Genomic DNA, 14,999 nt, shown 5'->3' on the forward strand with positions numbered 1-14,999 from the left:
AAGATTTAAATGGAAAGCACTAACAAACTTAAACGTGGATTGAGCACGCGCCACATCCGCTTTATGGCGCTGGGCTCTGCTATCGGCACCGGTCTTTTTTATGGCTCGGCAGATGCCATCAAAATGGCCGGTCCCAGCGTTCTGCTGGCGTACATTATCGGCGGCGTGGCGGCGTATATCATCATGCGCGCCCTCGGCGAAATGTCGGTTCACAACCCCTCCGCCAGCTCTTTCTCCCGCTACGCGCAGGAAAACCTCGGCCCGCTGGCCGGGTTTATCACCGGCTGGACCTACTGCTTCGAAATCCTGATTGTTGCGATTGCTGACGTGACGGCGTTTGGCATCTACATGGGCGTCTGGTTCCCGGCGGTACCGCACTGGATTTGGGTGCTGAGCGTTGTGCTGATCATTTGCGCCGTCAACCTGATGAGCGTGAAGGTGTTCGGCGAGCTGGAGTTCTGGTTCTCCTTCTTCAAGGTCGCCACCATCATCATCATGATTGTGGCCGGTTTCGGGATTATCATCTGGGGGATTGGCAACGGCGGGCAGCCGACCGGGATCCACAACCTCTGGAGCAACGGCGGCTTCTTCAGCAACGGCTGGCTCGGGATGGTGATGTCGCTGCAGATGGTAATGTTCGCCTACGGCGGTATCGAGATTATCGGTATCACCGCCGGGGAAGCGAAAGATCCGGAGAAATCCATTCCGCGCGCCATCAACTCTGTGCCGATGCGTATTCTGGTGTTCTACGTGGGTACGCTGTTCGTGATTATGTCCATCTACCCGTGGAACCAGGTAGGCACCAACGGTAGCCCGTTTGTCCTGACCTTCCAGCATATGGGCATTGCGTTTGCGGCCAGCATTCTGAACTTTGTGGTGCTGACCGCGTCGCTTTCGGCGATTAACAGTGACGTCTTTGGCGTAGGCCGTATGCTGCACGGCATGGCGGAGCAGGGCAGTGCGCCGAAGGTATTCGCCAAAACCTCACGCCGCGGCACGCCGTGGGTAACCGTTGTGGTGATGACCGTAGCGCTGCTGTTCTCGGTTTACCTGAACTACATCATGCCGGAGAACGTCTTCCTGGTGATTGCGTCCCTGGCGACCTTCGCAACCGTCTGGGTGTGGATCATGATCCTGCTGTCGCAGATTGCGTTCCGCCGCCGCCTGTCGCCTGAAGAGGCGAAAGCGCTGAAGTTCAAAGTCCCGGGCGGCGTCGCAACGACCGTCGTGGGGCTGATCTTCCTGGTGTTTATCATTGGCCTGATTGGCTACCATCCGGACACCCGCATTTCACTGTACGTGGGCTGCGCGTGGATTGTGCTGCTGCTGGTGGGCTGGGTGTTTAAATGCCGCCGCGACCGTCAGCTGGCGGAAGCGCAGTAATCTTTTTTTCTCCCTCTCCTTGTGGGAGAGGGTTGGGGTGAGGGCATTAGGCTGCACTGGTGCCTCCTCCCCCGTCCTCCTCCCCCAATAAATCCCATCATGGTGAGCTATCCTTAACCACCCTGTGGCAAGGTGACGTCAATTTCATCAAAGGGGATTCGTGATGTTAAACGCCTGGCACCTTCCGGTTGCCCCATTTGTTAAGCAAAACAAAGACAACCTGGTGATTACGCTCTGGCTGGCGGGTGAAAACCAGCCTGAACGCGTGACGCTCCGCGCCGAAATCGATAACGAAGAGACCGGGTTGAAAATGCACAAGCTGCGCAGCCAGCCGCAGCCTGGCATCACGGCCTGGCGGGTGAATATCGACCTGCGCAGCGGGCAGCCTCGCCGCCGCTACAGCTTTAAGCTTTTGTGGAACAACCGTCAGCTGTGGCTTACCCCGCAGGGGTTTAGCCGTTTCCCGCCCGCACGGCTGGAACAGTTTGCGGTCGATTACCCGGATAACGGCCCGCAGTGGGTTAACGATCAGGTCTTTTACCAGATTTTCCCGGACCGTTTTGCGCGCAGCGAAAAGCGCACTGCCGACCAGGATAAGATCTATCACCACCATGCGGCGGGTCATGACATTATTCTGAAAGCGTGGGACGAGCCGTTAACCGCGCAGGCGGGCGGATCGACCTTCTACGGCGGCGATCTCGACGGCATCAGCGAAAAGCTGCCGTACCTGAAAAAACTCGGCGTGACGGCGTTGTATCTCAACCCGGTATTTAAAGCCCCGAGCGTACACAAGTACGATACCGAAGATTATCGCCACGTTGACGCGCAGTTTGGCGGTGATGAGGCGCTGCTGCGCCTGCGTAAGAACACCCAAAACGAAGGCATGCGCCTGATTCTGGACGGCGTGTTCAACCACAGCGGAGATTCGCATACGTGGTTTGACCGGCATAACCAGTCGATGGGCGGGGCGTGTCATAACCCGGACTCGCCGCAGCGCGACTGGTACAGCTTTAACGAGGAGGGGCGTGCGCTGGACTGGCTGGGCTACCCGAGCCTGCCAAAGCTGGATTTCCAGTCGCCGTCTCTGGTTAACGAGATTTACGGCGGGGAAGACAGCATCGTGCGCCACTGGCTGAAGGCACCATGGAATATGGACGGCTGGCGCCTGGACGTGGTGCATATGCTCGGTGAAGCGGGCGGAGCGCGGAATAACCTTCAGCACGTCGCCGGGATCACGCGCTCGGCGAAAGCGGCTCAGCCGGAGGCGTTCGTCTTTGGCGAGCACTTTGGCGACGCGCGCCAGTGGCTGCAGAACGATGCGGAAGATGCGGCGATGAACTATCGCGGCTTTACCTTCCCGCTGTGGGGATTCCTCGCCAACACCGATATCTCCTACGATCCGAATCATATTGATGCTGAAACCTGCATGGCGTGGATGGAGAACTACCGCGCCGGCCTGTCGCATCAGCAGCAGCTGCGGATGTTTAACCAGCTCGATAGCCACGATACCGCGCGCTTTAAATCCCTGCTCGGCAAGGATGTCGCGCGTCTGCCGCTGGCGGTGACCTGGCTCTTCACCTGGCCGGGCGTGCCGTGTATCTACTACGGAGACGAGGTGGGACTGGACGGCAACAACGATCCGTTCTGCCGCAAAACTTTCCCGTGGGAGCCAGCGAAACAGGACACGGTGCTGTTCAGCCTGTATCAGCGCCTGGCGAAGCTGCGTAAGCAGAGTCTCGCCCTGCGCTATGGCGGCTGTCAGGTGGTGTACGCCCACGATAACGTGGTGGTGTTTGCTCGCATCTATAACCAGCAGCGCGTGCTGGTGGCGATCAACCGGGGCGAGGCCTGCGAAGTGGTGCTGGATGATTCGCCGCTGCTGAAGGTGGCGGCGTGGAAGAGTAAAGAGGGCAAGGCCACGATTCAGGACGGCGTGCTGGCGCTGCCTGCGATATCCGCGACGATCTGGTTCGGTAGCTAATGCGCTAATGTTTCCACCTTTTAAGATGGCGCAAATGCAACGATTTGTGTCAATCTTAACAGATCGTTTACGGTGAAGGTGGAAACATGGACGAGCTTTACATCCTTGGCTGTTTATTCCTGGTTTTTGCGCTGCTGGTTGCGCCCGTGCTTGCGGTTATCGGGTTTAATCGAAGTACGGCAGCGCGGCAGGAGATAGCCCTGCTGCGCCAGCGCATTGAGGCGCTTGAGCAGCGCGGCGTGTCTGAGAACGCGCCGGAACCGGTGCGGACCGCCGCGCCGGAGGCTGTTACCGCGCCGATAGTGGAGGAAGCTCCCGCGGCTGTTGACCCCTGGCGCCCCGATATTTCCGCTGCCGTGGCAGAACCCGCTCTGGCGCCTGCGCCAGCGGCAAAACAGCCTTCAGCCTTTGGCGGCATCCTGACGTCGCTTGCGCGCTGGTTCATGCAGGGCAATCCGCTGGCGAAGCTTGGCATTCTGCTGCTCTTCCTCGGCCTCTCTTTTCTGCTGCGCTATACCGTCGAACATTCCCTGTTCCCGCTTGAGCTGCGCCTCGTGGCAACGGCGCTGTTTGCCGTTGTTCTGCTGGCGATTGGGTGGCGGGTGCGGCACAGGCAGCGCGTCTATGCGCTGATCCTCCAGGGCGGGGCGACCGGCGTGCTCTACCTGACGGTGTTTGGTGCATTCCGGCTCTGGCAAATGTTGCCGATGACGCTGGCCTTTACGCTGCTGGTAGTGATTTGCGCGGCGAGCGTCGGGCTGGCGGTGCTGCAGAAGGCGCTGAGTCTTGCCATGCTGGCGAGCCTTGGCGGATATCTCGCGCCGCTGCTCTTATCTACTGGGGGCGGTAGCTTTGTCGCACTTTTCTCTTTCTATCTTCTGCTGTCCATCGGCATTCTCGCGATCAGCATCTGGCAGCACTGGCGCGAGCTGAACCTGCTCGGGCTGCTGTTTACGTTCGGCGTGGGCGGCCTGTGGGGGCTGAATGACTACCAGCCTGAAGACTATTGGATCTGCCAGCTGTTCCTGATTGCCAATACGCTGATATTCGGCGTGCTGAGCGTGGCGCTGTCGCTGCGGGCGCAGGAGAAAGGGAAGCAGATTATCGACGGCGTGCTGCTGTTTGCCCCGCCGCTGGTTGGTTTTGGAATGCAGTACGGCATGACGCAGCAGTGGAACTATGGCCCGGCGCTGAGTGCCCTCGGATATGGTGCTTTTTATCTTACCCTCGCGTTCCTCGCGCTGCGTCGCTACCCCTCCCTCGGACGACCGCTGGTCATGGCGGCGCTGGCGATCGGCGGCGGGTTCGCCACGCTCGCCATTCCGCTGGCGCTGTCGGCTCGCTGGACGGCGATGGCCTGGGCGCTGGAGGGGCTGGGGATTCTCTGGCTGGGCGTGCAGCAGCATCAGCGTCGCATGAGCTATAGCGGGACGGCGCTGCTGCTGCTGGCGCTCGGCAGCGCGCTGTGGGCACAAACGGACGGTGTTACGGCGCTGAGCCTGTTCCTCATCTTCGCCATCCTCAGCCTTTGCTGGCTGGCTGCGGCCTGGCTGTGGCGGACTCTCTTCCTGCCGGTCAGCTGGGCGCTGCTGGCAGGCGGGCTGCTGTTCTGGATAGTGGCGCAGCTGGGCGCGTCGCAGCTGGTACTGACGAAGGAATTACCGATTCTGGCGGGCGTGCTGACGCTGACGGCGGCGTCGGTCTGGGGCTGGCGGCAGGTGGCTGCTAGCCTGACGTGGCGGGAGCTGGACGCCAGCAAATGGCTGCTGTGGCCGGTTATGCTGCTGATGGTGGGTTATCAGCTCTGGCATCAGCAGATCGTTACCGCCGGCTGGTCAAATCTGGCCTGGTGCGTTGCGCTTCCTGCCGCGCTAATGCTGTTGCGGCGCGATGGTGAAAGACTCCTGCCGCGTATCGCGATGGGGCTGCATTTGTCGCTGTTCTTGATGATTTTGCTGGCGCTGGCCGCGGAGCTTTACTGGTTTGCCCGGTCTCTGCCGTGGGGAATGGCGGCCTGGGGAAGCGGATTAGCGATGGCCGCAGGTGGCGGGATTATTATGGCACTTTCTGCAGCCGTACGGCGTCGCGTGTGGCCGTTCCGGGAGTGGCCTGCGCTCTATGCGTGTCTGGCACCGATCCCTGTCGTCGTGGCGCTGCTGGTATTGCTGGTGGTGACCAATTTCCAGGACGGCGTGGTCTATCGTCAGACCTGGCTGCCGCTGGTGAACCCGCTCGAGGAAGGTGCTGCGTTCGCGTTGCTGGGGCTGGTGGTTTTTTATCGGGGGGTGGATCGCTACTACCCGTCATGGCTTGCGCAAGCGCGCCCGTGGCCTGCCGTCGCGATTATGGCGTTTGGCTTCTGGTGGCTAAACGGTGTGCTGATGCGCGCCCTGGCCTGGTATGGCGACGTGGCCTGGAATATGGCATCGCTGTGGGATTCGCGGCTGATCCAGACAAGCTTTGCCCTGTTCTGGATGTTGAGCGCGCTGGTGGTCATGATCCATGCCACCCGCAGGGCTTCCCGGCAGGAGTGGCTTTGCGGTGCCGCGCTGCTGGGTGTGGTGATGGTGAAACTGATGCTGGTGGACAGCGCGGGCGGAGGCGGTCTGTCGCGCGCGGTGGCGTTTATCGGCGTGGCGATACTGGTACTGATAGTGGGCTATTTCTCGCCGCTACCGCCAAAAACAGGAGATGAAAAATGAAATGGATGAAAGCGGTTGCGTGTACCGCGCTGCTGGCGCTTTCCGGCCCGGCGTTCTGCGACGAAGTACCAACGGAATCGCCCCGTGACTATGCCTTTGGTCGTTCACTCGACACGTCCGTTCCTTCCCGGTGGTATCGGGTAATGCTGCCGCTTGCCGTCTATGAGCAAAGCACGTCGCCGGATCTGCACGATGTCCGCGTCTTTAACCAGTCGGGTGAGCCGGTTCCCTTTAGCCTGATCGCCGCGACGCGCCCGCAGGCGACAGCGCAATCCACGGCGCTGCGCCTCTTTCCGCTGGATGCCTCGCCGCTCGCGGCTGCCTCAGACGCCGGTGACAGCGATAAGATCCGGCTCCGTTCCCGAAACGGCATTGAGATTGTGCTGGAGGGGCAAAAAGCCGCTGCGGCCGGGCAACATTACCTGCTGACCCTGCCGGAGCAGACGACGGGTGAACTGGTCATATCCCAGCTGCAGCTCCTCTGGAATACCCATGAGACGCCGTGGCAGGGAACGGCGTCGGTCTATTACAGCGAGGATCTCAAGCGGTGGTATACCCTGCGCGAGGATATGCCGCTGCTGGACGTCGTCAGCGGTCAGGATCGTCTTAAGCTCGATCGGATCGATACCGATACGGTTTTATCTCCCGATGCGAATCGCTATCTCATGGTGGTGCTGAATACGCAGAGCCAGGGGGTAACGTTGACCGGCGTAAACGCAATCAGCGCACCTGCCCAGGCGGCCCCGGAAGAGATTAGTCTTGAAGGGGAAGGTGAGCAGTTATCGACAAGTGAAGCTCAGTGGCGCTGGGCGCGCCCGCAGCCGCTGAGTGCTGTCAGCATCTCGCTGAACGGCGATGGCGTTCTTCCCGTGGAGATCGCGTGGCGCAGTACGGAAAAAGAGGCATGGCATCCCCTGAAGAAAGAGGTGATTTACCGTCTGGAGGGGAAAACGTCCGGACCGGTTTCGCTTAGCGGGGGCCTGGTGCAGGCAGTGAAAATCACGACGCTGAATGCGCGTCTGCCAGAATACCTGCCGAGCGTTACGGGGCATCGCGACCGCTATGATCTTGTGTTCAACGCGCAGGGGAAAGCGCCGTACGTTCTCGCCTGGGGCAACGGTGCCGCAAAGCCTGCCAGCGTGGAGCCTGACATGCTGATCCCAGCCGACCTGCGCAAGACCTATGATATGGCGAACCTGCCGCAGGCCGATATTGTGGATGATGTCGCGTTGGGCGGCGAGGGGCGGCTGAACGCCACCTCTGCAGCTGAGCGGGCGAGCTGGATGAACGCCCTGCTGGTATGGGGCGTACTGATTGCGGGCGTGATCCTGCTTGCGGGCATGGCCTGGCGCATCTGGCGAGAGACGCAGCGTAAGGCATAAAAAAAGGCCCGCATAAGCGGGCCTTTTTCGTAAACCGTGCCGATTACAGGCTGGATACGTTCTCAGACAGGTATTTAGCTACGCCGTCTGGGGAAGCAGCCATACCTTCTTTACCTTTTTCCCACTGAGCCGGGCACACTTCGCCGTGCTCTTCGTGGAACTGCAGCGCGTCAACCATGCGCAGCATTTCGTCGATGTTACGACCCAGCGGCAGATCGTTCACAACCTGGTGACGAACGATGCCGTTCGCGTCGATCAGGAAGGAACCGCGCAGCGCAACGCCAGCGTCCGGATGTTCGATACCGTAAGCCTGCTGGATTTCGCGTTTGATGTCTGCAACCATTGCGTATTTCACCGCACCGATGCCGCCTTTGTCGACAGGGGTGTTACGCCATGCGTTGTGTACAAACTCAGAGTCGAAGGAGACGCCAACAACTTCCACGCCACGCTTCTGGAATTCTTCATAACGTTTGTCGAACGCGATCAGCTCAGACGGGCAAACGAAAGTGAAGTCCATTGGCCAGAAGAACAGAACGGTCGCTTTACCGTTGGTGTGCTGTTTGAAGTTGAAGTTTTCAACGATTTCACCGTTGCCCAGAACTGCTGCAGCTGTAAAATCCGGAGCCGGACGAGTTACCAGAACCATATGATTCTCCTGTAGATACTAAGGTTATTTGGAACGCAACGCGAGCCAGTATAGAGAGTGTTCATGGATAAGACAAAGAGGTGGTGACAATCGTTCCGCCAGCTTTTACCTATCAATGTCATTTTTATACACAAAATCATTCAAGTTGCATCAAGGCGGCAAGTCTGGGAATCCCCAGGAGCTTACTGAAGTAAGTGACTGGGGTGAGCAGACGTAGCCAGCGCAGAGGCAGCTTGAAGGATGACGTGTATTTAAAGCTGTTTGTTTTTCGCCTGGACCATCATGCGCGGGTAAAACTGCCAGAAGCGGGTCTCCAGCGCATCGTAATGTTCATCCAGGTCATACCAGGAATCCCGCAGCGCATCCAGGCGCGGGCGACGGCTCGCCATCCCATTCAATACATTCTGAATGAAGTCCATCTCGCGATAACGCTCCAGCCAGCGTTCTGACCACAGATAGTTATTCAGATTCACAAAGCGCGGCGGCGAGTCGGGCAGAATGATCGACACCTGCTGATGGGCATAACGCACAAATTCCGGCAGGGATAGCTCCGGCGAGAGCTGTGCCCAGTGGCGCGACAGGAAGTGATCCCACATCACGTCGAGGGTAATCGGCGCAACGCGGCGCGTTTCCGGCCGAAACCACGCTTTGGCTTCCGTCACTTCCGGCAGCTTATCCGTCAGCACGTCGATGCGGCGGTGCATAAAAATCCCGTCGACAACCTCAGGGGAGTAGTCCTCCGCGGGGTTGCCGCGAACGAAATCGGCCAGCAAATTGCCGGAAAGGGAGCTGTCAGCGAGGTGTGCGAGATGCAGGTGAGCGAGAAAATTCATGCGTTTTATTTGTCCGGGGGCGGCTAGTTGTTGCAGCAAAAGGGTGTGAGCACTAGACTATGCCGCCTGTTTTTAAGTCACGAGTATACGTCATGCGCGTCGCCGATTTCTCCTTTGAACTACCTGAATCCCTGATTGCTCACTATCCCATGCCTGAGCGCAGCAGCTGTCGCTTACTGTCACTGGATGGGCCAACGGGCGAGCTGACGCACGGTACTTTCACCGATTTGCTCGACAAGCTCAACCCTGGCGATCTGCTGGTCTTTAACAATACCCGCGTGATCCCGGCGCGCCTGTTCGGCCGCAAAGCCAGCGGCGGCAAGATTGAAGTGCTGGTCGAACGTATGCTCGATGATAAACGTATTCTGGCACATATTCGCGCATCTAAGGCGCCAAAGCCGGGCGCGGAGCTGCTGCTGGGCGATGATGAGAGCATCAAAGCGACCATGACCGCGCGCCACGACGCGCTGTTCGAGGTGGAGTTCAACGACGAACGCACGGTGCTCGATATCCTGAACGCCATCGGCCACATGCCGCTGCCGCCGTATATTGAGCGTCCGGACGAAGAGGCTGACCGCGAGCTGTACCAGACCGTCTACAGCCAGAAGCCTGGCGCCGTCGCTGCGCCGACCGCGGGCCTGCATTTTGATGAGCCGCTGCTGGAGAAACTGCGCGCGAAGGGCGTGGAGATGGCGTTCGTGACGCTCCACGTGGGTGCGGGAACCTTCCAGCCGGTGCGCGTGGACAGCATTGAAGACCACATCATGCACTCTGAGTATGCCGAAGTGCCGCAGGACGTAGTGGACGCGGTGCTGGCGGCGAAAGCGCGCGGCAGCCGCGTCGTGGCGGTTGGTACGACGTCCGTGCGCTCACTCGAGAGCGCCGCGCAGGCAGCGAAGAACGGTCTTATCGAGCCGTTCTTTGGCGATACGCAGATCTTTATCTACCCGGGCTATCAGTACAAAGTAATTGACGCGCTGGTGACCAACTTCCATCTGCCTGAATCGACGCTGATTATGCTGGTTTCCGCGTTTGCCGGTTATCAGCACACTATGGCGGCCTACAAGTCTGCGGTAGAACAAAAATATCGCTTTTTTAGCTACGGGGACGCGATGTTTATCACGTACAATCCGCTGGCTTTGAATGAGCGTGTCGGGGAATAAGTCCGCGGCACCGTTTTACAACGTTGGACTGTTTTTCTGACGTCGGAGAAAAAATGAAATTTGAACTCGATACCACCGACGGTCGCGCGCGTCGCGGTCGCCTGGTGTTTGATCGCGGCGTGGTGGAAACCCCCGCGTTTATGCCTGTGGGCACGTACGGCACCGTAAAAGGGATGACGCCGGAAGAAGTAGAAGCCACGGGCGCACAGATTATCCTCGGCAACACCTTCCACCTGTGGCTGCGTCCGGGTCAGGAGATCATGAAGCTCCACGGCGACCTGCACGATTTCATGCAGTGGAAAGGCCCAATCCTGACCGATTCCGGCGGCTTCCAGGTCTTCAGCCTGGGCGATATCCGTAAGATCACCGAGCAGGGCGTTCACTTCCGTAATCCGATCAACGGCGATCCGATTTTCCTCGATCCGGAAAAATCGATGGAGATTCAGTACGATCTCGGATCTGATATCGTGATGATCTTCGACGAATGTACGCCATACCCGGCCGACTGGGATTACGCCAAGCGTTCAATGGAGATGTCTCTGCGCTGGGCGAAGCGCAGCCGTGACCGCTTTGACTCCCTGCAGAACAAAAATGCGCTGTTCGGCATTATCCAGGGTAGCGTTTACGAAGATTTACGCGATATCTCTGTTAAAGGTCTGGTAGAGATAGGTTTTGATGGCTACGCTGTCGGCGGTTTGGCTGTGGGTGAGCCGAAGGAAGACATGCACCGCATTCTGGAGCATGTTTGCCCGCAAATCCCTGCGGATAAACCACGATACCTGATGGGCGTGGGTAAACCAGAAGATCTGGTTGAAGGCGTACGCCGTGGCATTGATATGTTCGACTGCGTCATGCCAACCCGCAACGCGCGTAACGGCCATTTGTTCGTTACCGATGGCGTGGTGAAAATCCGTAACGCGAAGCATAAGAGTGACACCAGCCCGCTCGATTCTGAGTGCGATTGCTATACCTGTCGCAATTATTCTCGCGCGTATCTGCATCATCTCGATCGTTGCAACGAGATTTTGGGCGCGCGTCTCAATACCATTCATAATCTTCGTTACTATCAGCGCTTAATGGCTGGTTTACGTAAGGCTATCGAAGAGGGTAAATTAGAGAGCTTCGTGACCGATTTCTACCAACGTCAGGGGCGGGATGTTCCACCGTTGAACGTTGATTAATTTTAATAATGAGGGAATTTGAATGAGCTTTTTTATTTCTGATGCGGTAGCGGCAACAGGTGCTCCAGCGCAGGGCAGCCCGATGTCTCTGATTCTGATGCTGGTTGTGTTCGGTCTGATCTTCTACTTCATGATCCTGCGTCCACAGCAGAAGCGCACCAAAGAGCACAAAAACCTGATGAACTCCATTGCGAAAGGCGATGAAGTGCTGACTAACGGTGGTCTGGTCGGTCGCGTAACCAAAGTGGCTGAAAACGGCTACATTGCTATCGCCCTGAACGACACCACTGAAGTGGTCATCAAACGTGACTTCGTAGCTGCCGTTCTGCCGAAAGGCACCATGAAGGCGCTGTAATCCCAACTTTTCCCAAAGGGAACTGCCGTGTTAAACCGTTATCCTTTGTGGAAGTACATCATGCTGGTCGTCGTGATTCTCGTCGGCCTGCTGTACGCGCTTCCCAACCTGTATGGTGAGGATCCGGCTGTTCAAATCACTGGCGCGCGCGGTGTCGCCGCCAGTGAGCAAACGCTGATCCAGGTCCAGAAAACGTTACAAGAAGAAAAAATTACCGCTAAGTCTGTGGCTCTGGAAGAGGGCGCAATTCTTGCTCGCTTCGACACCACCGACACGCAGCTCCGCGCTCGCGAAGCGCTGATGGGCGTGCTGGGTGACAAATACGTCGTGGCGCTTAACCTTGCCCCTGCAACCCCGCGTTGGCTGGCTGCGATGAAAGCAGAGCCAATGAAACTCGGTCTTGACCTGCGTGGCGGCGTTCACTTCCTGATGGAAGTGGATATGGATACCGCGCTCGGCAAGCTGCAGGAACAGAATATCGACAGCCTGCGCAGCGATCTGCGTGATAAAGGCATCGCTTACACCACCGTGCGTAAAGAAGATAACTACGGCATGAGCATCACGTTCCGCGACAGCGCGGCGCGCGATCAGGCTGTAGATTACCTGACCCAACGTCACCGTGACCTGGTAATCACCTCTCAGGGCAGCAACCAGCTGCGCGCGGTGATGACCGATGCGCGTCTGAAAGAAGCGCGTGAATATGCCGTTCAGCAGAACATCAACATTCTGCGTAACCGTGTAAACCAACTGGGTGTGGCCGAGCCGCTGGTACAGCGTCAGGGTGCTGACCGTATCGTAGTTGAACTGCCGGGTATTCAGGACACCGCGCGTGCGAAAGAGATTCTGGGTGCGACCGCAACCCTGGAATTCCGTCTGGTGAATACCAACGTTGACCAGTCTGCTGCCGCTTCTGGCCGTATTCCGGGTGACTCCGAAGTGAAACAGACCCGCGAAGGTCAGCCGGTTGTGCTGTACAAACGCGTGATTCTGACCGGTGATCACATCACCGACTCCACGTCGAGCCAGGATGAATACAACCAGCCGCAGGTTAACATCTCGCTCGATAGCGCGGGTGGTAACATCATGTCTAACTTCACCAAGGACAACATCGGTAAACCGATGGCAACCCTGTTCGTGGAGTACAAAGACAGCGGTAAGAAAGATGCAAACGGTCGTGCTGTGCTGGTGAAAGAGGAAGAGGTGATTAACATCGCCAATATCCAGTCTCGTCTGGGTAACAGCTTCCGTATTACCGGCATCAACAACCCGAACGAAGCGCGTCAGCTCTCCCTGCTGCTGCGTGCCGGTGCGCTGATTGCGCCAATTCAGATTGTTGAAGAACGTACCATTGGTCCAACTCTGGGTATGCAAAACATCCAGCAGGGCCTGGAAGCGTGTCTGGCCGGTCTGGTGGTCTCTATTCTGTTCATGATCTTCTTCTATAAGAAGTTTGGTCTGATTGCGACCTCTGCGCTGATTGCGAACCTGGTGCTGATTATCGGCATCATGTCCCTGCTGCCGGGGGCGACGCTGACAATGCCGGGTATTGCGGGTATCGTTCTGACCCTTGCGGTGGCGGTCGACGCCAACGTACTGATTAACGAACGTATCAAAGAAGAGTTGAGCAACGGTCGTTCTGTTCAGCAGGCGATTGACGAAGGTTATAAAGGCGCGTTCAGCTCTATCTTCGATGCGAACGTAACAACACTGATCAAGGTTCTTATCCTGTATGCAGTGGGTACTGGCGCTATCAAAGGCTTTGCGATTACAACCGGTATCGGTGTCGCAACGTCAATGTTTACCGCTATTGTCGGCACCCGTGCCATCGTGAACCTGCTGTACGGCGGCAAGCGCGTCAAAAAGCTGTCTATCTGAGGAGTGCGTTGTGGCACAGGAATATACTGTTGAACAATTGAACCACGGCCGTAAAGTCTGGGACTTTATGCGCTGGGACTACTGGGCCTTCGGCATTTCAGGTTTCCTGCTGATTCTGTCCATCGTCATTATGGGCGTGAAAGGCTTTAACTGGGGGCTCGATTTTACCGGTGGTACGGTAATTGAAATCTCCCTGGAAAAACCGGTCGATATGGACCAGATGCGCGAATCGCTGCAGAAAGCGGGCTTTGAAGAGCCGCTGCTGCAGAACTTCGGCAGCAGCCGCGACATTATGGTACGTATGCCGCCGGTGCACGATGCCAACGGCAGCCAGGAGCTGGGCAGTAAGGTTGTTAGCGTGATTAACGAAACAACCAGCCAGAACGCGGCGGTTAAGCGTATTGAGTTCGTCGGCCCAAGCGTAGGTGCTGACCTGGCGCAGACCGGCGCGATGGCGCTGCTGGTGGCGCTGATCTCCATCCTGGTGTACGTCGGTTTCCGCTTTGAGTGGCGACTGGCGGCCGGTGTGGTTATCGCCCTGGCGCACGACGTGGTGATCACCATGGGCATACTGTCGCTGTTCCACATTGAGATTGACCTGACGATCGTGGCATCACTGATGTCCGTTATCGGTTACTCGCTGAACGACAGTATCGTGGTATCTGACCGTATTCGTGAAAACTTCCGTAAGATCCGTCGCGGTACGCCGTACGAAATCTTTAACGTGTCGTTGACCCAGACGCTGCACCGTACCTTGATCACCTCCGGTACTACCCTGATGGTGATCCTGATGCTGTTCCTCTTCGGTGGTCCGGTACTGGAAGGCTTCTCGCTGACCATGCTGATTGGTGTCACCATCGGTACGGCGTCGTCTATCTACGTTGCGTCCGCCCTGGCACTGAAACTCGGCATGAAGCGCGAGCACCTGCTCCAGCAGAAAGTCGAGAAAGAAGGGGCGGATCAGCCGTCCATTCTGCCGTAAGGCGACGTTTAGCGCGTTATCGAAATCCCGGTCGGTTGACCGGGATTTTTTTTTATCTGCTCCTGACAAACACTCCTGACAGTATGCTGTCAGGAGCCCTGTCGTAGACTCCGTCTGAACCCAAACAACAGGCAGGAGGATGTATGAAAAGCGTCATTAACTGGTTTGAAATTCCGGTCTCGGATATGGATCGCGCCATCAAATTTTATGAGCCCGTGATGCAACTTGCGCTGCGTCGCGAGAAAATGGACTGTGCGGAGCTGGCCGTTTTCCCGCATGAGGATCCGGGTACCGGAGGCGCACTGGCAAAATTTGACGGCGTTACACCGTCTTTGCAGGGCGCTATTATTTACCTGCATACTGACAATCTGGCGGCCACGCTCGATCGCATCGCCTCTGCGGGCGGCGAGTGCGTGTTTGGCCCGCTGGAACTGCCGCATGGCATTGGCACTATCGCCTTGTTTACCGACAGCGAGGGCAACCGCGTCGGGCTCCATCAACCTGCCTGAGAGCGGA

General features: G+C 57.7%; 12 protein-coding genes. 10 read left to right on the top strand and 2 right to left on the bottom strand.

The window, feature by feature from the left end; all coding sequences use genetic code 11:
• Window positions 1-9: 9 nt before the first annotated feature.
• The 4 genes from proY (at window position 10) to USH94_RS12215 (ending at window position 7,448) form a co-directional block, all read left to right on the top strand.
• Window positions 10-1,383, top strand: a complete 1,374-nt coding sequence (gene proY / locus USH94_RS12200) for a proline-specific permease ProY (RefSeq protein WP_111963433.1) — start codon at window positions 10-12, stop codon at window positions 1,381-1,383.
• Window positions 1,384-1,546: 163 nt separating this feature from the next.
• A complete protein-coding gene (gene malZ / locus USH94_RS12205; protein ID WP_111963432.1) occupies window positions 1,547-3,364 on the top strand; it encodes a maltodextrin glucosidase in 1,818 nt (605 codons plus the stop codon).
• An 86-nt stretch (window positions 3,365-3,450) separates the two neighbouring features.
• Window positions 3,451-6,066: a DUF2339 domain-containing protein gene (locus USH94_RS12210; protein ID WP_111963431.1), complete on the top strand. Its 2,616-nt coding sequence runs from the start codon at window positions 3,451-3,453 to the stop codon at window positions 6,064-6,066.
• Window positions 6,063-7,448, top strand: coding sequence for a DUF3999 domain-containing protein (locus USH94_RS12215; RefSeq protein WP_111963430.1), 1,386 nt, complete (start codon window positions 6,063-6,065; stop codon window positions 7,446-7,448). The genes USH94_RS12210 and USH94_RS12215 overlap by 4 nt, the downstream gene beginning before the upstream one ends.
• A 43-nt stretch (window positions 7,449-7,491) precedes the next feature.
• Here the strand turns inward: USH94_RS12215 and USH94_RS12220 are convergent, their stop codons facing one another.
• Window positions 7,492-8,094 carry a peroxiredoxin gene (locus USH94_RS12220; RefSeq protein ID WP_008503347.1) on the bottom strand — a complete coding sequence of 201 codons (603 nt, stop codon included), beginning with the start codon at window positions 8,092-8,094 and terminating at the stop codon, window positions 7,492-7,494.
• Window positions 8,095-8,345: 251 nt separating this feature from the next.
• Window positions 8,346-8,927 (bottom strand): ACP phosphodiesterase, encoded by a 582-nt coding sequence (acpH, locus tag USH94_RS12225; RefSeq protein ID WP_111963429.1) that lies wholly within the window; start codon window positions 8,925-8,927, stop codon window positions 8,346-8,348.
• A 92-nt stretch (window positions 8,928-9,019) separates the two neighbouring features.
• Here acpH and queA point away from each other — a divergent pair, with 92 nt between their 5' ends.
• The 6 genes from queA to USH94_RS12255 all read left to right on the top strand — a co-directional run bounded on the left by queA (window position 9,020) and on the right by USH94_RS12255 (window position 14,992).
• A complete protein-coding gene (gene queA, locus USH94_RS12230; RefSeq protein WP_045328322.1) occupies window positions 9,020-10,090 on the top strand; it encodes a tRNA preQ1(34) S-adenosylmethionine ribosyltransferase-isomerase QueA in 1,071 nt (356 codons plus the stop codon).
• 53 nt (window positions 10,091-10,143) lie between these two features.
• Window positions 10,144-11,271, top strand: coding sequence for a tRNA guanosine(34) transglycosylase Tgt (gene tgt / locus USH94_RS12235; protein ID WP_003859110.1), 1,128 nt, complete (start codon window positions 10,144-10,146; stop codon window positions 11,269-11,271).
• A 22-nt stretch (window positions 11,272-11,293) separates the two neighbouring features.
• Window positions 11,294-11,626: a preprotein translocase subunit YajC gene (gene yajC / locus USH94_RS12240; protein ID WP_003859109.1), complete on the top strand. Its 333-nt coding sequence runs from the start codon at window positions 11,294-11,296 to the stop codon at window positions 11,624-11,626.
• 27 nt (window positions 11,627-11,653) lie between these two features.
• Window positions 11,654-13,501, top strand: a complete 1,848-nt coding sequence (secD, locus tag USH94_RS12245; protein WP_111963428.1) for a protein translocase subunit SecD — start codon at window positions 11,654-11,656, stop codon at window positions 13,499-13,501.
• 10 nt (window positions 13,502-13,511) lie between these two features.
• Window positions 13,512-14,483, top strand: a complete 972-nt coding sequence (secF, locus tag USH94_RS12250) for a protein translocase subunit SecF (protein ID WP_008503342.1) — start codon at window positions 13,512-13,514, stop codon at window positions 14,481-14,483.
• A gap of 143 nt (window positions 14,484-14,626) precedes the next feature.
• Window positions 14,627-14,992, top strand: coding sequence for a VOC family protein (locus USH94_RS12255; RefSeq protein WP_111963427.1), 366 nt, complete (start codon window positions 14,627-14,629; stop codon window positions 14,990-14,992).
• Window positions 14,993-14,999 lie beyond the last annotated feature (7 nt).

Source organism: Enterobacter sp. 148H3 (assembly GCF_034107425.1).
Lineage (GTDB): Bacteria > Pseudomonadota > Gammaproteobacteria > Enterobacterales > Enterobacteriaceae > Enterobacter > Enterobacter vonholyi.